The organism is Paenibacillus solani (assembly GCF_050475945.1).
Taxonomy (GTDB): Bacteria; Bacillota; Bacilli; order Paenibacillales; family Paenibacillaceae; genus Paenibacillus_AQ; species Paenibacillus_AQ solani_A.
The window spans coordinates 201055-223030 of the sequence record NZ_JBCMXJ010000020.1 but is presented as its reverse complement, the minus strand read 5'-3'; the positions used below and the strand labels follow the sequence as shown (position 1 = coordinate 223030).

At 45.2% G+C, this 21976-nt stretch carries 18 protein-coding genes; 14 read left to right on the top strand and 4 right to left on the bottom strand.

Annotated features, from left to right (window positions below; genetic code table 11):
• Window positions 1–118: 118 nt before the first annotated feature.
• From cdaA to ABEQ74_RS25940, 5 genes are all read left to right on the top strand, one after another.
• Window positions 119–949, top strand: a complete 831-nt coding sequence (gene cdaA, locus ABEQ74_RS25960) for a diadenylate cyclase CdaA (RefSeq protein ID WP_430125127.1) — start codon at window positions 119–121, stop codon at window positions 947–949.
• Window positions 942–2402 carry a CdaR family protein gene (locus tag ABEQ74_RS25955; RefSeq protein WP_430125126.1) on the top strand — a complete coding sequence of 487 codons (1461 nt, stop codon included), beginning with the start codon at window positions 942–944 and terminating at the stop codon, window positions 2400–2402. The genes cdaA and ABEQ74_RS25955 overlap by 8 nt, the downstream gene beginning before the upstream one ends.
• Window positions 2403–2441: 39 nt before the next feature.
• The gene (gene glmM / locus ABEQ74_RS25950) at window positions 2442–3782 is read left to right on the top strand and encodes a phosphoglucosamine mutase (RefSeq protein WP_430125125.1); all 1341 of its coding nucleotides are present in this window, start codon (window positions 2442–2444) and stop codon (window positions 3780–3782) included.
• Window positions 3783–4505: 723 nt separating this feature from the next.
• A complete protein-coding gene (gene glmS, locus ABEQ74_RS25945; protein ID WP_430125124.1) occupies window positions 4506–6338 on the top strand; it encodes a glutamine--fructose-6-phosphate transaminase (isomerizing) in 1833 nt (610 codons plus the stop codon).
• Window positions 6339–6786: 448 nt separating this feature from the next.
• A complete protein-coding gene (locus tag ABEQ74_RS25940) occupies window positions 6787–7674 on the top strand; it encodes an alpha/beta hydrolase fold domain-containing protein (RefSeq protein WP_430125123.1) in 888 nt (295 codons plus the stop codon).
• 659 nt (window positions 7675–8333) lie between these two features.
• Here the strand turns inward: ABEQ74_RS25940 and ABEQ74_RS25935 are convergent.
• On the bottom strand, window positions 8334–8960 hold the full coding sequence (locus ABEQ74_RS25935; protein WP_430125122.1) for a TetR/AcrR family transcriptional regulator: 627 nt from the start codon (window positions 8958–8960) through the stop codon (window positions 8334–8336).
• 162 nt (window positions 8961–9122) lie between these two features.
• On the opposite strand from ABEQ74_RS25935, the gene ABEQ74_RS25930 reads away from it, so the two are divergent.
• Window positions 9123–9485, top strand: a complete 363-nt coding sequence (locus tag ABEQ74_RS25930; protein ID WP_430125121.1) for a winged helix-turn-helix transcriptional regulator — start codon at window positions 9123–9125, stop codon at window positions 9483–9485.
• Window positions 9486–9595: 110 nt separating this feature from the next.
• Here ABEQ74_RS25930 and ABEQ74_RS25925 read toward each other — a convergent pair whose 3' ends face one another.
• A complete protein-coding gene (locus ABEQ74_RS25925) occupies window positions 9596–10816 on the bottom strand; it encodes an MFS transporter (RefSeq protein WP_430125120.1) in 1221 nt (406 codons plus the stop codon).
• 51 nt (window positions 10817–10867) lie between these two features.
• Entirely contained in the window at window positions 10868–12292 is a 1425-nt protein-coding gene (locus ABEQ74_RS25920; RefSeq protein ID WP_430125119.1) for a hypothetical protein, read from the bottom strand.
• Between the two features lie 381 nt (window positions 12293–12673).
• Between ABEQ74_RS25920 and ABEQ74_RS25915 the strand changes: the two genes are divergently transcribed.
• The 5 genes from ABEQ74_RS25915 to ABEQ74_RS25895 all read left to right on the top strand — a co-directional run bounded on the left by ABEQ74_RS25915 (window position 12674) and on the right by ABEQ74_RS25895 (window position 17378).
• Window positions 12674–12982 (top strand): ArsR/SmtB family transcription factor, encoded by a 309-nt coding sequence (locus ABEQ74_RS25915; protein ID WP_430125118.1) that lies wholly within the window; start codon window positions 12674–12676, stop codon window positions 12980–12982.
• A gap of 229 nt (window positions 12983–13211) precedes the next feature.
• A complete protein-coding gene (locus tag ABEQ74_RS25910) occupies window positions 13212–14078 on the top strand; it encodes an aldo/keto reductase (RefSeq protein ID WP_430125117.1) in 867 nt (288 codons plus the stop codon).
• A 32-nt stretch (window positions 14079–14110) separates the two neighbouring features.
• Complete coding sequence (locus tag ABEQ74_RS25905) at window positions 14111–14890, top strand: dienelactone hydrolase family protein (RefSeq protein WP_430125116.1); 780 nt, start codon at window positions 14111–14113, stop codon at window positions 14888–14890.
• 65 nt (window positions 14891–14955) lie between these two features.
• Window positions 14956–16131 carry an MFS transporter gene (locus ABEQ74_RS25900; protein WP_430125115.1) on the top strand — a complete coding sequence of 392 codons (1176 nt, stop codon included), beginning with the start codon at window positions 14956–14958 and terminating at the stop codon, window positions 16129–16131.
• Between the two features lie 41 nt (window positions 16132–16172).
• Entirely contained in the window at window positions 16173–17378 is a 1206-nt protein-coding gene (locus tag ABEQ74_RS25895; protein WP_430125114.1) for an MFS transporter, read from the top strand.
• Between the two features lie 292 nt (window positions 17379–17670).
• On the opposite strand, the gene ABEQ74_RS25890 is transcribed toward ABEQ74_RS25895, so the two are convergent.
• Window positions 17671–18507 carry an AraC family transcriptional regulator gene (locus ABEQ74_RS25890; protein WP_430125113.1) on the bottom strand — a complete coding sequence of 279 codons (837 nt, stop codon included), beginning with the start codon at window positions 18505–18507 and terminating at the stop codon, window positions 17671–17673.
• Between the two features lie 209 nt (window positions 18508–18716).
• On the opposite strand from ABEQ74_RS25890, the gene ABEQ74_RS25885 reads away from it, so the two are divergent.
• The 3 genes from ABEQ74_RS25885 to ABEQ74_RS25875 all read left to right on the top strand — a co-directional run bounded on the left by ABEQ74_RS25885 (window position 18717) and on the right by ABEQ74_RS25875 (window position 21969).
• Window positions 18717–20075: a carbohydrate ABC transporter substrate-binding protein gene (locus ABEQ74_RS25885; protein WP_430125112.1), complete on the top strand. Its 1359-nt coding sequence runs from the start codon at window positions 18717–18719 to the stop codon at window positions 20073–20075.
• A gap of 94 nt (window positions 20076–20169) precedes the next feature.
• Entirely contained in the window at window positions 20170–21063 is an 894-nt protein-coding gene (locus tag ABEQ74_RS25880; protein ID WP_430125111.1) for a carbohydrate ABC transporter permease, read from the top strand.
• Window positions 21064–21075: 12 nt separating this feature from the next.
• Entirely contained in the window at window positions 21076–21969 is an 894-nt protein-coding gene (locus tag ABEQ74_RS25875; protein WP_430125110.1) for a carbohydrate ABC transporter permease, read from the top strand.
• Window positions 21970–21976: the final 7 nt, after the last annotated feature.

Genomic DNA, 21976 nt, shown 5'->3' with positions numbered 1-21976 from the left:
TTCCTACGTGAATCATAAGGATGGTGGAGAGAAGGTTGTCGTATCGACCTTAACGATCATCATAGAATAACCGGACTTGTTTGAGTCCGCACTTAAAGGAAACGACGGGGGTTGCTGTATGGAGTATTTCACAGATATGACCTGGGGTGAAACCGTTAAAGATATCATCGATATCCTTATCGTTACTTATATTGTATACCATATGATTCTGCTCGTCCGTGGTACTCGTGCGGTCCAGCTGCTTAAGGGGATTTTCGTGCTGGTGGTCATCTGGGCGCTCAGCACCTGGTTTGATCTATACACGCTCAAGTGGCTGATGAATCAGATTTTTACGTATGGTGTATTCGCGATATTTATCATTTTCCAGCCAGAGCTAAGACGAGGTCTCGAGCAGCTTGGCCGAGGAAAGCTGTTTGGACGGATGTCGGATATCGATGAGGAAACCAATAAATTAATCAGCGAAACCATTAAGTCTGTTAATTACTTGTCGCGTCGGAAAATAGGGGCTCTTATTGTATTTGAGCGGAAGACGGGACTCAATGAATATGTAGAATCAGGAATCCGAATGCAGTCCATGATCAGCTCGGAGCTGTTAATTAATATCTTTATTCCTAACACACCGCTACATGATGGAGCGGTTATCATTCAGAATGGGCAAATCGCAGCTGCCGGATGTTATTTGCCGCTCTCGGAGAATCCTTTTATCAGTAAGGAATTGGGAACAAGGCATCGTGCCGCCATTGGAATTAGTGAAGTGGGAGATGCCATTTCGATTGTGGTATCTGAGGAGACCGGGCAAGTGTCTTTGGCCTTGAATGGACAAGTTGTTCGGGATATTAAAGAAGAATCTCTAATTTCAAAATTGTATGAGGAGCTTCGTCCTGCCGCATCCATAAAGGAAAAACGTTCTTTTTTCTGGAAACGGAAGGGGAAAAACAGCGATGGATAAATGGATTAAGAACAATACGGCCAGTAAATTAATCGCTTTGGCAGTCAGCATTCTATTGTGGGCCATTGTCCATATGGACAGCGGGGCTCCTGCGCCACCTACGGCTTTTTATGAAACAAGAGTCATTGAAGGGGTCGAGATCCAAACGTATGGATTTGATGACAGCCATTATGCGTTGACAGGCATTGATAAGGATCGTGTGAACCTCGAGGTACGAGGGAAAAAATCCAATATTGCGCTTTTGACAGATGAATACAAAGTGAAGCTCGATTTAAGTAAAGTCAAACAACCAGGTACGCATACGCTGCCGTTGACATATTCCATTCCGAGCGGGGTAGAAATGATATCGATGGAGCCCTCACATGTTACGGTAACGGTGGAACCAAGGGTATCGAAATCGGTTACGGTAAGTATTGGAACGAAAGGTGTGCCAGCTAAAGATTACCGCGCCGGTACCCCTGTGTTGATCGATTCTAGGCAAGTCACGGTGACGCTTCCTGAATCGTCGATGGCCGAGCTGGGACAAGTCAAAGGTATTGTGGATCTGGATGGTGCTAAAGAGAAGGTAACCGACAAACGCGTCAAGCTGGTTGCATATGATAAAGCAGGCGCTGAGATGAAGGATGCAGTTATAGAACCGGGAACGGTAGCGGCTGAGGTCCCGATTGAACCCGGGTTTGTTGTCCTACCTCTCGAATTGCAATATACCGGACGGATGCCCGAAGGGTTTGTATTGTCCAAGGTAGATACAAAGGTAAAAGAAGTGAAGCTCTTCGGCAGCAAAGAGGCGCTGGCAGGAGCAAAGACCTATATAGAAGCGACGATTGACTTGGGAAAAGTTAGAAATTCGGGAACAACAGTGCTTACGGCCGACTTGACGCCGCCCGAAGGTTTTGAGAAAATCGAGCCGAGCACTGTCAATGTCGATGTTACAGCAGTGTCGTCGAATGGCGAACGGGTCATTACGGGGATTCCTATAACGCTAACAGGAGTTGCCTCGGGTCTGGATGCCGTCATAACTGAACCGAGGGTACAGACCATTTCTTTAACGCTTACGGGTGCTCCTGATTTGCTGAATAGTCTGGAGCCCGCAGATATTGGGGTCACCGCCAACGCAGCAGGTTTGAAGGCAGGCGTGCATGAAATTCCATTACAGATCACGCTGCCTCATTTTATCAACCGTGCAGATTCGGATCGCCTTGTCATCAAGGTGGAGCTGAAGGATGACTCTAAGCCGGTGACTACGAAACCGGAGCAAGGCTCTAATCATGAAGATACGGATAAGGGCAAGCCAAGTACGCCAGAAACAGGATCAAGCAATGACCATACAGAGAATACGGAAACACCGCCAGCAAGTGAGAGTCCGGACCATACAGGTACCGGCGATAGCTCCGTCCATCCCCCAGAGGAAGAGACGGACGATGGGAGAAACGAAAGCGGAATCAACGAATGATGGATAATATCGAAGAGTAGATAAAGGAGTATATCAAACATGGGGAAATATTTTGGTACAGATGGAGTAAGAGGGGTTGCAAATCAGGAATTAACTGCGGAAATGGCTTACAGCATCGGCCGCTGCGGCGGCTATGTGCTTACAGGTGATAAAGAGAAGCCAACCGTCATCATTGGTATGGATACGCGTGTATCCGGGGCGATGCTCGAGTCGGCTTTGGTTGCTGGCTTGCTGTCCATCGGTGCTCATGTCATTCGCCTGGGTATCGTAAGCACACCAGCGGTGGCTTATATAACAAGACTGTTAAAAGCCGATGCCGGTGTCATGATCTCGGCTTCACACAACCCGGTACAGGATAACGGTATCAAGTTCTTCGGTGGCGACGGCTTCAAGCTGTCGGATGAGACAGAGCTTAAGATCGAAGAGTTGATGGATGCGGAAACGGACAATCTGCCGCGCCCGGTTGGAACGGAGTTAGGTGAAGTTCTGATTGATAATGAATCCAAATATAAATATTTGGATTATCTTAAAACAACGATTACGAACCGATTCGACGGCATGAAAATCGTTCTGGACTGTGCGAATGGGGCAGCATACGAGCTGGCTCCTAAGCTGTTCCGTGAATTAGGTGCTGATGTGGTAACTATCGGAGCTGAGCCGAATGGTTTGAACATCAATGATCATTGTGGATCGACTCACCCGGAGAAGCTGATCGAAGCTGTACTGGAGCATGGAGCTGATCTGGGGCTGGCTTTTGATGGAGATGCGGATCGCCTTATTGCGATTGACGGAAAGGGCGAGGAAGTAGACGGCGATTTCATCCTGTGTATCTGTGGTGATGCCATGAATCGCAGCGGTAAACTTAAAAAAGGCACCGTCGTTTCAACAGTAATGAGTAACATTGGTTTCTATAAAGCATGCGACAGCTTGAAACTAAAAACAGCAAAAACCGCCGTGGGCGACCGTTATGTCATGGAAGAAATGCGCCGTGGCGGGTACAATCTGGGTGGAGAGCAATCCGGACATGTTATTTTCCTGGATCATAACACGACCGGAGACGGCATCCTGACAGGGATTCAATTGGTTGATACGTTGGTATCTTCCGGCAAATCGCTGTATGAGCTGAAGAGCAGCATGCGCAAATATCCACAGGTACTGGTTAATGTTCGCGTAGGCGATAAGAGCAAATATCAAGGCAATGCAGTCATTGAGTCTGCCATCGCTGAGGTTGAAGGCATCTTGGGCGATAACGGCCGTGTCCTGGTTCGTCCATCGGGAACGGAATCCCTTATCCGCGTTATGGCGGAAGGTCCGGATAAAGAGGAACTGGATCGTTACGTGACACAAATTGCTGATGTCGTGGAGCGGGAATTGGCGTAAGTCTAAGGGTGGATTTTTCAAGGAAAGCAAACTAATATCTGTCAGGCCAGTGAACTATGTCGATCGGGTTCACTGGCCTGATGCTTTTTCTAAAAGCCTGTTGAATGAAAGCGCAACACCTCCTGTCCTGTCTGTAAAGTGTTCGGTTTTGGACAGTGTTTAAGAAGATAGGTCATTTGGAGTCATTTTTGGGGTTAATTGTACGCAGAGCTTGGGTACTGCTAAGAAACGGCCGAGTTGCCAAAGTGATAACGCATGAATATAATAAAGAATGTCATTCATAAACAGAAAGTGAGGATCGTGAGGTTGTATCAAGCTTCATAAGCGCCAGAGCTTGTACCTGCGCGGGATTGGTTATAGCTGCAAGTAGAATAACCAAACGGCAGAAAGCAAGTTGACGAGGTAGAGGTGTTCGATTATTCGGCGGGGACCTCTCGGTCTTGCACCAACCGTAAGCGGATCACGGAAAAGGAATGGGCGACCGTTCCCACAACGTATTCGCGGGTGCTAAACATTACTCTTACACAAAACATGAATATGCGATCTGGAATACGGCAGTGCGGTGGAAGAAGATTGCATTCATGTCTAATCAACTATATATTCTATTGTTTTTCCGAACGTTGATAATTGAATAGTCATTCTTCTTTCCGGATACCGCACAGAAGCTGCCGTGTTCTATTTCCGCCTAACTATTATAGGGAAATCGAACGGAGGAATTATACAATGTGTGGTATCGTCGGATATATTGGTAACCAGAAAACGCAAGCAGTGCTGATCGAGGGATTGAGAAAGCTGGAGTACCGCGGGTACGATTCAGCGGGGATTGCTGTTTTTACGAATGAGGGACTGCGTGTAGCGAAAGCGCAAGGTCGTCTTGCCAATCTCGAGGAACGTCTGGAAACTGCACCATTGTTAGGGACCGCAGGTATCGGTCATACCCGCTGGGCAACGCATGGTCGGCCATCGGACGTCAATTCCCATCCTCATACCGATGAGAGCCAGAAGTTCTCTGTTGTTCATAACGGGATCGTTGAGAACTATCTGGAGCTGAAGGAAGAGCTGATCAGCCAAGGACACCATTTTGCTTCGGAGACTGATACGGAAGTTATTTCCCATCTCATTGCCCGCGAATATGACGGAGATATCGTGAAGGCTGTGCAGAAGGCGATTTCTTACATGAGAGGCGCATTTGCCCTTGGCGTATTGACTGAATATGAGCCGGACCGATTGGTGGCTGTTCGTCAAGCTAGTCCGCTGATTATCGGCCTTGGCGAAGGAGAGAACTTTATCGGTTCTGATATCCCGGCTATTTTGAAATATACGCGTAACGTTTATATTCTCAACGATGGAGAGATGGCACTGCTGACGGCTGATGCTGTCGAATTAATGACCATTGAGGGGAACTTTATTTCTCGGGAAATGATTCGTGTCGACTGGGATGCTGTGACAGCAGAAAAAGGCGGATTCGATCACTTCATGCTGAAGGAGATCCATGAGCAGCCTAAGGCATACCGGGACACCATGCTGGGCCGTGTGGATGAGAGCGGACGAAGAGTGGTTCTGCCGGAGCTGAAGCTGTCACAGGAACAGATTAAGAATATCCGTAATGTGCAGATTGTGGCTTGCGGCACAGCTTACCATGCCGGGCTTGTGGGACGCAGCGTGATTGAAGAGTTGGTACGTATTCCGGTTGAAAATGACGTAGCTTCCGAGTACCGCTACCGTTCGCCCATCGTGACATCGGAGACGCTTGTGATTGTGGTCAGCCAATCTGGTGAGACCGCAGATACCTTGGCTGCGCTTCGTGAAGCGCAAAGCCATGGCGCACATGTCCTTGCTATTACGAACGTAGTAGGCAGCTCGATTGCCCGTGAGGCTAATAGTGTGCTTGGCACCCTGGCTGGTCCAGAGATTGCCGTAGCGTCCACGAAGGCGTACACCTCGCAGTTGATTGCGTTCTATCTGTTTGGTTTGTATCTGGCTCAAGTGCGCGGCATGATGACAGAGGATGCTGTTGCTAATGTCATTGCAGCAATGGAAGCACTGCCTGAACAGGTAGAGTCCATGCTGAATAGCGCAGAATCGATCAAGGAATATGCCGAGCAAATTGCGAAGCATGACCACCTGTTCTTTATCGGCCGCGGCCAAGACTACGCTGTAGCACAGGAAGGTTCCCTCAAGCTCAAGGAGATTTCCTACATTCACTCCGAGGCCTATGCTGCCGGCGAATTGAAGCATGGTACGCTTGCTCTGATTGAAGAGGGAATCCCAGTCATTGCCTTGGCAACCCAGGAATCTGTACTTGAGAAAACGGTGAGCAACATCAAGGAAGTGAAGGCACGCGGAGCCGAAGTGATGGCCATTACGCATGAAGAGCATGTGGCTGGCCTGCTGAAATCCGTCGACCAAGCCTTCGCTATTCCGAAGACGCTGCCAATCTTGACGGCAGCCTTGTCTGTCGTACCTCTACAATTGCTTGCCTACTATGCATCGCTTGCTCGCGGCAATGACGTGGATAAGCCACGGAATCTAGCGAAGAGTGTGACGGTGGAGTGAGGTAGGGAGCGGGAAGTTTCCGTTTTGTGGATTTAAAATAAAGTCGTACCGTTTTAAATAAAGTTATACCGTTTATAAAAAAGTTGCACCGTTTTACCCCTTTAGATATGGTTATCTAAAGGGGTATTTTAAATGAGATGCAAGTAAAATCTAGATAATATGGAGGATTTTTTGAATATGCAACAGACAAAGCAAAAAACACCTTGGCGACCTAGAGGTCTTATTCAGTGGTTACTGACAGTCCTCTCTGTGATAGTACTTCCTGTTTAAAATGATGAGTGGGCTTGCATGGGCTGCGACGCTATTTCCAGTGGTTCTATTAATCATAACAGTGGTCATAATAGTTCTATTAGTACTAGCTTTCTGGAAAAAAGCCCTAATCGCTCGGACGATTTTGATTCCTATATTGTTACTACTAATCTTTCTAATTGTACAGCCAACCGTTAGTATGTTGAGCTATGCTAAAAGTGAGAATACTTCAGTTTCTCTTAGTTCTCATTTTTTCAACAAGCAAGATATATCAACGGAACCGATGCAGAATATTGTATATGGAAAAGCTACGGATGGTGTTGAATTAAAGCTTGATGTGTGGCCAGCCAAAGAGAATTCAAAAAACACTCTGAAACCTGCCATTGTGCTAGTGCATGGAGGTGGATGGGTATCAGGCGATAAAGGTGAGGTTCCACACTGGAATCAATGGCTGAATGACCTAGGATATACAGTTTTTGATGTACGATATCGTATGCCTCCTCATGCAGGATGGAAAGATGAAGTTGGAGATATAAAATCAGCATTAGGCTGGGTATTAGAAAATGCGGATACCTACAAGATCAATCCTCAAAAAATAAACTTAATGGGTCAGTCGGCAGGAGGGAATTTGGCTATGCTTGCCGCATACAGCATGGGGAATACACAGTTACCTCCTTCCACCAATGTTCCTGAAGTGCATGTTAACTCTGTCATTAACCTATATGGACCAGCAGATATGACATTATTGTATAAGAATAGTACTAGTATTGACTATGTTCAAGGTGTTATGGAACAGTATATTGGAGACTCACCTTCTCAATTCTCTGATCGCTATAAAATACTCTCACCAATCAACTATATTCAGGGAAATACACCACCTACCATTACATTATTAGGAACAGGTGACCGTATAGTCCCAGTAGAACAAGGTGAAATTTTGGACAAAGAGCTGGCTGTGAAAGGCGTAGATCATGAATTCTACCTTCTTCCAAAAGTTGATCATGCATTCGATATAAACCCAGGTAGTTTGAGTACTCAGTTTGCAAGAGAAAAAGTTACAGCATTTCTTCAAAGATATAATAAATGATCATAGAAATAAGCAACCATGGAGACGAGAGAAAAAGAACAGAAAGACTGAGAGCAATTCAAGAGGTTTTATTCACATCATTACAAAACGCCCCCTTTGTAATGATGTGATATATTTATGTTTTAAAAGGGGTTTTTGATCAAACTTTTATATAAAATAATGATTAAATCGAATATTTTAAGAGCTTGTTTTGATCATTCTTTTTTCAAAACAAGCTCTTTTCTTTTGTTCTTTTATCACAAATTAATAGTATTAATTTGATCAAACTTTATTTAAAAACTACAGTTATGTCCATTGATATAAAAGTATGGAACGAGTAAAAGAAGACTGGAACCAACATGAAAGATGATGAATGCATATAGAGGGAGGCCCGAAGGAATTGGGGTCTCCCTCTTTTTCTGAATGAAAAAACACGTGCATTGGCAAACATAAAATCAACAAAATCGGTTCCAAGTATTTTTCACTTGCCAGTTAGTAGAAACTCACATCGTTCTAAACCAAATTTGTATCAAAGCAAACAAGATCGTATTACAGCTGAGCAGATCCAGGATAAATTTCTGGCATTTGCTCGGCTTTTTTGTATCAGGGAATTGGAGAAAGGGAAGGGAAGGGGAATGAGGATTTCTTTACCGAAAGGGCATGATGATAGGAAGGATCAATCACTCCTCCCGAATACCGTGTTCAACAGATAACGAATCCCATACGCTCATCAAATGAGTTATAGCAGCAGCAATTTCCTCGTAGGATACACCGTCCCGGGCTTGCGTAGACATACCTCGTAAGAATGTTTCAAATAACGTAACCACGATGGAGATATCTGTTGATTCTGGCAACTCCTCATTGGCTACGGCTCGTTCTATACAATCTTTGATCCACCCCCGAACTTTCTTTCTTTCCTTTGACAGAAGGTCTTGGATATGTTGTTGCTCAGGAGAACAGTTAACTGTGGACAAAACCAACAGACAACCTAAAGGGTGAGTATTCTCTGTCTGGAACCGAGCTGCTTCTAGCAGTCCCAATTCCATGGCTGCTCTAGATGTTATGTTTATATTTCTGAAAGTTTCCGAAGCATGTCCATACATCGATATGTACCGATCGATTACTTCGCGGAACAAATCTTCTTTTGACTTAAACGCTGCGTAAAAACTTGCGGATGATATATCTCCCATTGCGGCCTTTAATTGAGCCAGTGAAGTGGATTCAAAGCCATATTCCCAGAAAAGAATCATGGCAGCGGTAACCGCCTCATCACGATTAAATGTACGTGGACGTCCTGTTCGCGGCATAAGATGACCTCCTTTACTAATTTTATACTAATCGATCCAGAAGTCCTTGACAAGAATTGAGAGTTTGAACATAATATATGGAACGAATGATCTATAATTCGGATTGGCTGAGAGAGATAACTTACTTGTACACAATCTTATCTAAAAAGGAGGTGTCGACAGTTGATAAACTTTAGAGACAAAGAATATCGCTGCACCTCGGAAATTGTACTTGGCTTAATCAGTGGGAAGTGGAAGATATCCATTTTAAACCGCTTAGCAACAGCTCCAGTACGGTATAATGAGCTGCGACGGGAACTTCCTGAAGCAACCCAACGTATGCTTACGATGCAGCTAAGAATGCTAGAAAGCGACGGACTTATTATTCGCAAGGTTTATCCGGTTTCACCGCCAAAAGTGGAATATTGCTTATCTCAGCTAGGTGAACAACTTGCCCCTATGCTCACGATGTTATGCGATTTTGGAACCAACTATATCGAGAATTTTCCCGAAGAAGTATTGTACACCAACCACAAGAATGCATAAAAAGCTACAATCTGTCCATTTGCCATTAACCTTGCTTTGATCGGGCTGCTCTTGATACTCGAAATGCAGGAGGTACTTTACCTAAGTACCTCCTGCTTTATATGTCTTAATTATATATTTCCTTCGTATTGCTCACGCAGTGCATGATTTTCTTTAGTCGTACCGACGGTGCCTTTCTTCAAACGATAGTTGATCCATGCCAACACTGCCGCAAGTACAGCTACAATCCCCCCAGACCAGGAAAGATCAATGAGCTTCATGTTTGTAGTCACAAATCCACCTAAAGCGGATCCGATCGCAATGCCAACATTGTTGGCAACGGAAGTCAAAGATGCAGCCAAGTCTCTTGCCTCAGGAACATGCTCATCGGCAAAATCAATGAAGTACAACTGCATTGTCGAGTTCATAAGATAAACAACAAGAGCCATGAATGAGATGCTGATGAGTCCCCCAATAAGAGAACCGGAAGTAAAATAAAGTGACACTAAAATGACGGCTTGAGCCAGGAGTACATAGCGAATTTTTCTCATTCCGTCGCCGACAGCCAGCTTTCCTCCGATTAGCGTGCTGAAAATAGACACAACACCATACAGCAAAAAGATGAGGCTAATATAACGAGCCGGAACAAAAAGCACATCCTGAAGCAAAGGAGCTAAATACGTATAGATGCTATAAGTAGCTGCTATGCTTAACATCATAATGGCAAAAGCAAGTACAATTCTGGGGTAAGCGAGCAATCTGAGTTGCTTTGTGAGTGAACTGTGTTTTCCTTTTAGTCCTCTAGGAATGGTTGCGATGCTTGCTATCAAAGAAATGATTCCTAGTAATGTGGTAAACCAGTAGGCCAAATGCCACCCGCCCCATTGTCCGATAAAAGTGCCAAGGGGGACACCAAGGACGCTCGCCACAGTGAAACCAGTAAAGATGATGGAGATTACCGGTCCTCTTTTTTCCGGAGGCATGACTTCACTTGCCACTGACATCGCGAGTGCAATCAAGACGCCGGTAACTACGGCCGTGATTATTCTGGACACCAGAAGCAGGCCATACGATCCTGATAAAGCTGTGACGATATTCCCAACAGTAAATATGCTGAGCAAGACAAGGATGAGCGGGAATTTGGAAAATCGGCTGAATAATGCCGTGAAAATTGGGGTCCCTATAGCAAAGGTAAGCGCAAAAGCCGTCACCAGAAAGCCTGCAGTCGATATGGCGATTTTCATATCTGTGGCAACTTCAGATAATAATCCGACCATCAAAAACTCACTGGTCCCCAGAATAAAGGTCAATAAAAATAAATTCATTGTCAAAAACTTTTGTTGTCTGGTCAAAATAGGTTCTCCCTTTCTATCCAAAATGGACGGCGGATTTCATTTCACGACTTACAGCACTAGAAATTGTGTGCCGAAGCCTTTGCCGGAAACATAAGCCGCTTCCAGTTCCTCATGATCTCCTTTATCCAATAAAACTACATTTTCGGGATAGAGTTTACCTAGTAAAGCCCGTAGGACAAGTTCATTTTTGCCAGTCGGAATGAAATGGATGCCATCTACATTGGTGACTAATCCGGAGTGCGAGAGAATGTTTTCAGCAGGGTGCCAGTGGAGGTATTCGCGCTTTATAACTTCGCTCCCGGCATTGCTGTTTATCTGTGGCCGATATAAGAAGCGCTGCCCCCTAAAAAGCTGACCAAGATCTACTGCAAACTCACTGCCTTTTATCTCGATACTGAACTGTAGAGTCGTTCGATCTGTACTTGTATTTGGCAGCAACCGGGCAATCGATGGTTCATCGTAATCCTCCCCATACTCAGGAAGCAATTTATCGTCTGCCGGTGTTCCTTTTCCTGCCTCTGTACGGGGCGCGGAGTAATAGTCTTCATATTCATAATCGAAGGAGACCGCAGTCAAACCTTGTGTATCTTCTACCTGTATTGTTTGTACAGGATGCCATTTCAAGAGATAGCGGGATGCCGTACGAGCCGACTCACCCAAACCAGCCGGCAAAACGGTACCTAAACGATATTGGAAGCCGTAACCGACCTTTTCGAGCCCTGAGCTAACCACACTTTGTGCATATTGGATGATGGATTTATGTGTCAATTTTTTCTTGAACAGTTGCGTTAAGAATACTTCTCGAGATGGCTCCAGAAAGCGTAGTCCTTTGAATTCTCTATATTCCTTGACCTCAAACGGAACCTCTTCCCAATTAGCAAATGGCAACAAGGCATCCCGAAGTAAAACGAATTGGTGTAAGTATTCATTATAAATCTGCATGATCCTTGGTCCGCCGAATGGTCCCCAAACCTGAGCAGTGGCTTCCGGGGTCAGCGGATGACCATAACAGTGGCTTCGAAATTCCAGTTCACTAAGCGTTTCTGACCCATACTCAGCCAATGTCTTTTTCTCAGTATTGATCTCTCTGGCCCAGCTTACCAATTGTTCTCCGATGCGTACCGCTTGAGTTCTAATCTCTGTACCGGCATGATCTTCAAGTTCCAATGAGTTTAAGGGCAAAGAAGACAAGCGTCCGGAAATGTCCAAATTGGCTAGCAGGCTATCTAAGAGTACTGTCGGATCGCTGTTCACTGGTTCGCCCAGTTGAACCAGCATGGCCTCAAGCATTTTATCGAGTTCGATAACAATCTCCTTGGCTCGATATATGCCTGCAGGCAAATTCCAATCCATGTTCGAGTTTTCGCCCTGTCTGATGGAGTTGACTGGTTTGTTGTCAATGAACTGTTCAATATCTATAGTTTCTCCCCAAACGATTTTCTTCTCTTTCAAAATAAGTTGATATTCCTTCATTTCGTAGCACCTCACCTATGATTTTTTAACGACCGTGTGTCGCTAGTTAATTATGGATCGATCGTTCTATATGTAAGGTTATCACCCTTCCTAATTGGTGAAAAGTACGCACTTTTTTGTGTGAACGGAACATTTTTGTGGGGTAGGATACATTTTGATACTAGAAATGGACTAGATACAATGACCGGCTCAGCATGTACCCATGTTGTTTTAAGATGAAAGAAGAGAGGGAAAGGTTTTTGGCGATGATCGTTTTTAAGGGAGAGAGAAACATGGTTTTGCGAGTTCCACATCCGGGAGTTCGTCTGATTAACCGCTATATGTTATAATTGTGTAAACCTTTCGTCAGAGCGAAACCACAAGAAAGGAGCGAAGGTTTTCATGACTGAATTATCAGATCAGTTAACTAAATTATCAGATCATCAGTTCACGTTAATTTCCCGCGCTCTTGCCGAGCCGAGACGATACCAGATGCTTAAAGAAATCGGCGCTTCCCAAAATCCCCTTGCCTGCAGCACACTTCAAAGTACCCATAATGTGAGTGCACCGACCATGTCTCACCATATTAAGGAGCTAGAGACGGCAGGGTTAATCCATGTCATTCGAGACGGTAAGTTTAAAAATCTAGTTCTGAAATCCGATACGCTTCGTGCCTATCTGGATAAACTCTCAGAAATCCTTGCGAATTGAATGAGATACGCCGATTGAATTCAATTATGAATATTTAACTAAACCCTCATGAGACCATGAGGGTTTTTTTGTGTTTACTTGTGGAGATCTGCGACATTGGCGTGCAGTTTTACATTGTGAATCAAAAAAATGATAGAACAACAACTTGACAAAAATAATTCTCAATGAGATACTTTGACAAGTATCTAAGTGACAAACCGATTTGCATATTTCCAAGGGAGGAAATGAAATGACTGAACAACTAATATCGGCAGAAGCAGCAGGCAAATATAAAATTGGAAATGATCTTGAGGTCAATCGTTTAGGCTACGGGACCATGCAATTGACAGGCCCTGGAGTATGGGGAGATCCCGCCGATCCGGAAGGGGCTCTAAGCGTTTTGCAGCGAGCGGTAGAGCTTGGCGTAACATTTATCGATACCGCTGATTCCTATGGCCCCCACGTCACTGAACCATTGATCAAGCGAGCTCTTCATCCGTACAGGGAAGATCTCGTGATCGCTACAAAAGTGGGATTAACACGTTCCGGACCGGATGACTGGCGCCCGGTTGGACGTCCCGAATACTTACGTCAACAGGTTGAACTAAGCCTGCGGCATCTTGGTCTCGAGTATATCGACTTGATGCAGCTGCATCGAATCGATCCCAAAGTGCCGCTCGAAGAACAGCTTGGCGAGCTTGTATCTCTGAAGGAAGAGGGGAAAATACGGCATATTGGTCTTAGCGAAGTCACGGTGGAACAGTTGAAAGCAGCGGAGAAAATCACACCGATTGCTTCCGTGCAAAACTTGTATAACCTGGTGAAACGTGATGCGGAGCCCGTGCTCGAATACGCAGAAGCGAAGGGCATCGCCTTCATTCCTTGGTTTCCGCTGGCGACGGGCGCGCTTGCACGTGAGGGAAGTCCGCTTGAAGAAATGGCCGTACGACTGAACGCCAAGCCCGCTCAACTCGCGCTTGCCTGGCTGTTAAAACGATCACCGGTTATGCTGCCAATTCCGGGGACTTCGACCCTCTCGCATTTAGAGGAAAATATTGCGGCAGCCGGTATTACGCTCAGCAATGAAGATTTCCATACCCTTTCACAATTAAAGTAAAGGCTTCACTGAAAAAGAGGAGTGTGTTGTTCATGCTATTACCTACAGAAGTAGAAACAGAAAAAGTCTTCGCCAAGCGGGATCCCGCTGACGGCTCTCCTGCAGAAATTCCTTTATTCGTCGTCAGACCAGTAGGAGTTTCAAAATCGAGTCTCCCTGTCATTCTTTTAATTCAAGAAGCATTTGGCGTGAACAGCCACATTCAGGATGTTTGCCGTCGCTTTGCTGCACAAGGCTTTGTCGTCGTGGCGCCTGATTTATATTATCGTACGGGACTATGGCAAACCTTCGGTTATACGGAATATCCAGCAAGCGCCAGTGCCCGAGAGCCGCTGAATGAGGAGAGAACGATGGGTGACATTCAGGCATCTCTCGACTATATTGCCGATTTGGAAGGTGCAGACGAAACAAGAATCGGAGTCATCGGTTACTGTATAGGAGGCATGCTTTCCTACCTTACTGCCAGCCATTTCTCCGACAGAATTAAAACGTCTGTTGTCTATTACGGTGGAGGACTGACTGCTCAAACTCCTCAATTTCCGGTTGCTCCGGTGAAGAGAACGAATCAGATCAAGGTACCGGTACTAGGCTTCTTTGGAGGAATGGACCGGGGAATTCCCAAGGAAATCGTCGAGCAAGTGGATCAAGCACTGAATGCAGCTAACAACGATCATGCGATTGTTTACTATCCGGAAGCTGACCACGGTTTCTTCTGTAATGAGCGGCAGAGCTATCATCCCGCAGCAGCTCAGGATGCGTGGCATCGCACATTAATCTGGTTTGATGAAAAGCTGGATATGCATTCGATTTGATTTGTCTAGAGAAGCAATAATCTTATATAAATATTCGTTCTGAAAAAGTATTTAGGGGGAAGAAAATGAACACAAATGCAAATGCCGCCAAACGACTTCCCATAGCGGGATTACTAGCCTTGGCCATGACAGGTTTTCTCGCCTTGCTATCAGAGATCCTGCCGGCCGGTTTGCTGCCTCAATTAAGCCAAGGCCTCGGTGTTTCACAAAGTATGGCGGGTCAATTGACCACGGTTTATGCGATCGGTTCGGTATTAGGTGCTGTCCCGATCATCACAGCAACTCGAAATTGGAGACGTCGATCGCTTCTATTACTGACTGTTGGCACTTTCTTTGTTTTTAACACGATCACGGCCATATCATCCATCTATATATTAACACTGATTGCTCGCTTTTTTGCAGGTGTAGCGGCAGGTGTTGTATGGGGAATGCTTACAGGATATGCGAGACGTATGGTATCAGATGAACTAAAAGGTCGTGCCGTGTCTATCGCTATGATGGGGATTCCCATTGCATTGACCTTTGGCTTGCCTCTCGGAACATTTCTTAGTTCGCTTATTGGTTGGCGCAGTTTATTCGGGGTTGTATCCTTAGTAGCAGCTCTTTTAATAGGATGGATTATATGGAAATTACCTGATTTTCCAGGACAGTCTGCTAAAAGCTCAGTTTCAGTTATGAATGTATTAAGAACACCTGGAGTACGTCCGATATTGTTTGTCGTTCTGGCTTGGATGACAGCTCATAATATACTATACACGTATATTTCTCCATTACTTTCTTCATTTGGCATCAATAAAATAGAATTCATATTGCTCGTATATGGTATTGCTTCGATCATGAGTACATTTTTAATAGGCAGGTTAATTGATCGCTACTCACGTCCTTTAGTACTTGGGAGTTTACTGGCTTTTATTTTAGTTACCCTTTTATTCGCTCTCAGTAGCAGCCTTCCAGTTGGCATTTATATTGCTATTATTCTGTGGGGATTTGTATTTGGTGGTGCGGCATCACTGTTACAGACAGCAGTTGCCGAAGCCGTCAATGAAGAGGCCGTAGATATAGCATTGTCGTTAAGCTCAACGACATGGAATTTTGCAATTGCGTGTGGAGGTGCCGTAGGCGGAATATTATTGGATGCAGCAGGGGTGATTTCATTCCCGTGGGTAGGCTTTATTCTCTTGGTTTTGGCTCTGATTGTTGCATTTAAAGCAAAAAAATATGGTTTTGTATCAAAACGATAATAGAATATGATATCTAGCTTTTAGAATAGGAGAAAATAAAAATGTCTCAACTTTCATCATCCGCGGGTAAACTTCAATCTGCTGATACTTCTGATAAGCTTCCCTGGTTTGCTCTGCTGGCGCTAGCTATGACAGGATTTATCTGCATTCTTACTGAAACCATTCCCGCGGGGTTGCTCCCATTAATAGGAGAAGGGTTGAATATTTCTAAAGGGTTGGCTGGTCAACTGGTAACTTCTTATGCGATTGGTTCCATAGTGGCCGCAATTCCGTTTGCCATGTTTACCAGTGGGTTTAGGCGCCGTCCACTGTTGCTTGTCATCATAGCCGTATTCTTGATATTTAACACGGTCACTGCATTTTCGACCAGTTATATGTTGACTCTCATCGCTCGTTTCTTTGCCGGTATGGCTGCTGGTGCCGCATGGGGGATGATCGCTGGTTACGCACGGCGGATGGTCCCAGAGGCCTTAAAAGGACGTGCTTTGGCAGTTGCGATGGTGGGAACTCCAATCGCACTTACGTTCGGAGTACCGTTCGGTACCATGCTCGGTGATCAGATTGGATGGCGTGCCGTTTTTGGAGTGATGTCTCTACTTACGCTTGTCTTAATTGGTTGGGTCCTGTGGAAAGTTCCAGATTATCCAGGGCAACCTTCTAATCAAAGAATGACCGTTAGACAAGTGTTTGTTATGCCGGGTTTACGTTCGATCCTTATGGTGGTGTTTACCTGGATGTTGGCACACAATATTTTGTATACCTATATCGCACCCTTTCTTGAGCCCATCGGACTCTCAGAGCGTGTTGATCTCATCTTACTGATCTTCGGAATAGCTGCGCTTATCTCTATCTGGATTGTTGGAATGTTAATTGACCGTATGCTGCGTACGCTTGTATTAATCAGCTTAATTGGTTTTGCGATCGTGTCCATTGCCCTATGGGTGGGTGGTACATCATCACCGATTGTTTATACGGCAGTTGCGTTATGGGGACTGACCTTCGGCGGTGCTGCCACACTGCTGCAAACCGCGCAAGCCAATGCAAGCGGTGAAGAAGGCGTCGATATCGCCATGCCGATAAATACTACCGTATGGAATCTGGCCATTGCTGGCGGAGGAATCGTTGGTGGCGCGTTGCTAGAGCAGGTTGGCGTTCAATCCTTTCCAGGGACGCTATTGCTTCTGCTAATTATTGCTTTGATTATCGCTTGGAGTGCGAAGAGACACGGCTTTCCTAGCAAACAGTGAAGTCCCTTAACCCTAGTTAACGTATTTGTTTGAGGTGCAATCGACTAATTGTCGTTAATAATATAGCGGCAGTCTAGGACTTTATTTTTTCGTCCAAGGCTGCTGCTTTTTCTAATTCAATTAACTAGTTCTAGGATATAGACTTGAAGTCTGCAGCTATCCCGCAAAGTTTGCCACTAAGCCGAGTGAATTTCAGGCATATGCCCTGATTTTTCGCTCGACTTTTTTCCATTCCCTTTTTAGCGACAAGGAAATCTTGGTTCTTCTGCTTATTGGAACAATTCCCCCTTCACTAAACCCGCTTCGACTGACTTCGATAAGCACTTGGAGTTAACCCACAGGTTCGGCGGAAGCTTTGGGAGAAATAGCTTTGGGATGAGAAGCCGGTGGATTCGGCAATTTGAGAAATGGAAAGATCGGTGGTTTCAAGTAATTCCTTGCTCGCACGAAGTCGAACCTCATTTAAATAATTTATGGGTGACATCCCGTAATATTTGGCAAAGGTGTGCGACAGATAATATTTACTGATGTGCGCCTTATCTGCCAGTGAGTCGAGCGAGATATCTTCCGCATAATTGGAATCGATGTACCGTTTGATCCGGCTGCATACCTTATTAGCCCTTTGGGTAGCCACAACGGAGAAGGGGCTACTGGAGCTTCGCATTAAGCTAATGATGACAACTTCGAGTAAGTTTTGACAGATGGCCTCATAATTCTCTTCCTTGTTTTCCGTTTCCCGCAGCATCGCATTAAAATAGAACAATAGCTCATCTCTCTGATTCCAGTAATTGATGATCTTATGATTTAGGCTGCCGCTTCGATTCCCGAAATCAAAGCTCATTCCCTCAACCCCGAGCACCACATATTCCAGAGGATCACTGCTAACGGAAACCTCGGTATGCTCCACATTCGGATTCACGATGACAAGGTCATCCTGCTTTACCGGATAAATATCGTCCTCGACAATGAAATTCCCCTGACCGCTTCGGACATAGAACAGCTCGGCAAAACTATGGGTATGACGAATACTGAACCAATCTCCTTCATAAATGGAGGAGCTGACATAGATTAGCTTTGCGGGAATCTCCCCACGTCCTTTTCCAGGAAGCCAATAGCGTACATTTCCCATATGACCCTGTCCTTTCTAAATGATTTGCTATGAAAAATTTGATCGATTTTTATTTATAAACTTATTATAATAGCAAGATATCTAAAATCAACGGCAACATGTATGTAGATGGAAAACAGCCCGATAAGATAAGTTAGAAGGGTAAGAAGAATTTTGAAAGCGATTACTTGTTATCGCCAAAAAAGAAAATATCGAGGGGGAATGAATGTATGAAAAAGATTCTTAGCCTTGCAATTACGGCAGCATTAACTCTTAGCCTGGCAGCATGTGGCGGTTCTTCAGAAAGTGCTTCTGGTACGACTACGGATTCATCGGATACAAAAGCAAACTCCGGTGAAACGCGCACACTTAAGCTAGCTGCTTTGGAAACCGCTTACGGCGCTGATGTATGGAAAGAGATCACAGCCGCATTCGAGAAAGCCACTCCAGGTGTAAAAGTTGAAACGACCATCGATAAAAATATTGAAGATGTCATTGGACCCGGTATGAAATCCGGCGATTTTCCGGATGTTATTCATTTGGCCACAGGTCAGGTCAAAGGCTTGACCGAAACCTTCGTAAAAGATAATAACTTGACCGATCTGACGGATGTGCTGTCTATGACCGTTCCAGGTGAAGACGTTACCGTGAAAGATAAGCTGATCCCGGGCTTCATCGATACTACGATTACTAATCCTTACAACGACGGTAAAACGTATCTCATGCCGATGTTCTACAGCCCTACCGGCTTGTTCTATAACGCAGGTCTTTTTGAGCAAAAGGGCTGGGAAGTTCCAACGACTTGGGATGAGATGTGGGCTTTAGGCGATAAAGTCAAAGCGGAAGGCATTTCACTGTTCGCTTATCCGATGCCAGGTTATTTTGATTCCTTCTTTTATGCTTTGTTGAACGAAGTTGGCGGAGCGGAATTCTTCAATAAAGCAACAAGCTACACCGAAGGAATATGGGAAACGGCCGAAGCTCAGCAAGCATTTGATCTGATTTCTAAATTAACGACGACCTACACCGAAAAAACGGTTCCGGCAAATGCCAATAAAGACAATTTCACTAAAAACCAGCAGTTAATTTTGGACAACAAAGCGCTCTTTATGCCAAACGGTACTTGGGTCGTCGGCGAGATGAGCAAGGCTCCTCGCGCGGATGGCTTCAAATGGGGCTTCACGGCTTTGCCGGCCCTGAAAGATGGCGGCGACCGTTATTCTTACACCTTCTTTGAACAAATCTGGGTTCCTGCCAAAGCGGAAAACGCGGATCTGGCAAAACAATTCATCGCTTATCTGTACTCCGACGAAGCAGCAGCTATTTTCGCCAAAGTGGGCGCGGTTCAACCGATCAAAGGCATGTCCGACAAGTTGGACGGAGACAACAAGCTCTTCTACAGCATCTATGATAATGGCGCGAAAGCTGCTATGGGTGCATTTGCTACAACGGATCCCGTTGAAGGCGTGAATATTTCAGATACGGTATTCCGTTCCATTGATTCCTTGGTGACAGGTGCCAAGACGCAGCAAGAGTGGGTTGATGGAATTATTAAAGCTAGTGATGAACTTCGCGGAGCATTGAAATAAGTAAGAGGACGGAAGTCTTAAGAATAGCTCAGAATAAATGGTGGCAGCCTGTGCTGGCCACCATTATTCTGACCGTATGAAGGAGAGAGAAACTATGGATACGAAAAAAGGAAGAGGACGTTTCATCTTCTTCTGTCTAGCACCTGCCGTTCTCCTTTTCGTCATTTTTTTAATCATTCCTACAATTGATGTTTTTCGGATGTCTTTATATAAGTGGGGCGGCTACACCGATAACAAGACCTTTATAGGCTTTCAGAATTTTAGCAAGCTGTTTCACAGTGACAAGTTCTATCAGACCTTTCAGAACAGTGTGCTGCTCATTGTGATCGTTACGATCGTGACCTTTGCCTTTGCGCTCTTGTTTGCATCGATGCTCACTCGTGAAAAGCTAAAGGGGCAAAATTTCTTCCGCATCGTCTTCTATATTCCGAACATTCTCTCCGTGGTCGTTATCAGTGCGATCTTCTCTGCGATTTACGATCCGAACAGTGGGCTTTTGAACGCATTCCTGAACTTGTTTCGCGGACTTCAAGGGGAACCTGTTCTCTGGCTGGGAGATCACAAAATCGTTATTTTCAGCCTTGCAGGTGCTATGATCTGGCAGGCCATCGGCTATTACATGGTCATGTACATGGCAAGTATGGCTAATATTCCCGAGAGTCTATATGAATCTGCGGAGCTTGAGGGTGCAGGCAGGATGACTCAGTTTTTCCAAATTACGATCCCATTAATCTGGACGAATATCCGTACGACGCTCACCTTTTTCATCATCAGTACGATTAATATGAGTTTCCTGTTTGTCATGACAATGACAAGCGGAGGGCCCGATGGTGCCACCGAAGTATTCCTGAGCTATATGTACAAAGAAGCTTATACCAACTCCTCGTATGGCTATGGAATGGCCATCGGCGTAATTGTGTTCCTGTTCTCATTTGCACTTGCCGGCATCCTGAACGCAGTTACCAGACGAGAGCATTTGGAATATTGAGGAGGGAAAACGATGAAAACAGACAACCGCTCTCTCCAAGGCGTTAGCAACAAATTATATAAAGGCTTGATCTATGTTGTGCTGATAGCTTTAGCCATCATCATCCTTATCCCTGTTCTATGGGCATTCATGGCTTCCGTCAAACAGGACAGCGAGTTTTATGGCAACCCCTGGGCGCTCCCGGTTGGAATGCATCTACAGAACTTTGCCGATGCCTGGCTGAAAGCCAAGATGGGCTCTTTCATGCTTAACTCTGTGTTGGTGACGGTCTTGGCACTGGCAATTCTGTTGATTGTCGCGTTACCGGCCGCGTATGTGCTGTCACGATTTAAATTCAGAGGAAATGGAATTTGGACTACGATGTTTATGGCTGGCTTGTTTATTAATGTCAACTATATCGTCGTGCCTATCTTTCTCATGCTCAACAACGGTGACAAGGCACTTCGGAGTGTTGTAGGACATCCCTTCTTGCTGAACAACCTGTTTGTTCTGGCTATTGTTTATGCTGCAATGTCGCTGTCCTTTACGATCTACCTGATGTCGGGATACTTTAAATCCCTGCCTAAAGAATATGAAGAAGCCGCATCCGTGGATGGCGCTGGTTATTTCCGTACCATGGTGCAGATTATTATGCCGATGGCTAAACCCAGCATTGTAACGGTTATCCTGTTCAATTTCCTGTCTTTCTGGAATGAGTACATCATCTCCATGACCCTCCTGACCAAACCGGCCCTCAAAACATTGCCGGTCGGCTTGATGAACCTGATGGCAGCACAAAAATCCGCAGTGGAATACGGTCAGATGTATGCAGGTCTTGTACTAGTCATGCTGCCAACACTGATTATTTATATGCTGGTCCAGAAGAAGCTTACCCAGGGCATGACCATGGGTGGGCTGAAAGGATAAGGTGCTT

Coding starts and splice junctions, on each gene's coding strand:
- cdaA (WP_430125127.1), top strand. CDS start 119: ATGGAGTATTTCACAGATATGACCTGGGGTGAAACCGTTAAAGATATC.
- ABEQ74_RS25955 (WP_430125126.1), top strand. CDS start 942: ATGGATAAATGGATTAAGAACAATACGGCCAGTAAATTAATCGCTTTG.
- glmM (WP_430125125.1), top strand. CDS start 2,442: ATGGGGAAATATTTTGGTACAGATGGAGTAAGAGGGGTTGCAAATCAG.
- glmS (WP_430125124.1), top strand. CDS start 4,506: ATGTGTGGTATCGTCGGATATATTGGTAACCAGAAAACGCAAGCAGTG.
- ABEQ74_RS25940 (WP_430125123.1), top strand. CDS start 6,787: ATGTTGAGCTATGCTAAAAGTGAGAATACTTCAGTTTCTCTTAGTTCT.
- ABEQ74_RS25935 (WP_430125122.1), bottom strand. CDS start 8,960: ATGCCGCGAACAGGACGTCCACGTACATTTAATCGTGATGAGGCGGTT.
- ABEQ74_RS25920 (WP_430125119.1), bottom strand. CDS start 12,292: ATGAAGGAATATCAACTTATTTTGAAAGAGAAGAAAATCGTTTGGGGA.
- ABEQ74_RS25915 (WP_430125118.1), top strand. CDS start 12,674: ATGACTGAATTATCAGATCAGTTAACTAAATTATCAGATCATCAGTTC.
- ABEQ74_RS25910 (WP_430125117.1), top strand. CDS start 13,212: ATGACTGAACAACTAATATCGGCAGAAGCAGCAGGCAAATATAAAATT.
- ABEQ74_RS25905 (WP_430125116.1), top strand. CDS start 14,111: ATGCTATTACCTACAGAAGTAGAAACAGAAAAAGTCTTCGCCAAGCGG.
- ABEQ74_RS25900 (WP_430125115.1), top strand. CDS start 14,956: ATGAACACAAATGCAAATGCCGCCAAACGACTTCCCATAGCGGGATTA.
- ABEQ74_RS25895 (WP_430125114.1), top strand. CDS start 16,173: ATGTCTCAACTTTCATCATCCGCGGGTAAACTTCAATCTGCTGATACT.
- ABEQ74_RS25890 (WP_430125113.1), bottom strand. CDS start 18,507: ATGGGAAATGTACGCTATTGGCTTCCTGGAAAAGGACGTGGGGAGATT.
- ABEQ74_RS25885 (WP_430125112.1), top strand. CDS start 18,717: ATGAAAAAGATTCTTAGCCTTGCAATTACGGCAGCATTAACTCTTAGC.
- ABEQ74_RS25880 (WP_430125111.1), top strand. CDS start 20,170: ATGGATACGAAAAAAGGAAGAGGACGTTTCATCTTCTTCTGTCTAGCA.
- ABEQ74_RS25875 (WP_430125110.1), top strand. CDS start 21,076: ATGAAAACAGACAACCGCTCTCTCCAAGGCGTTAGCAACAAATTATAT.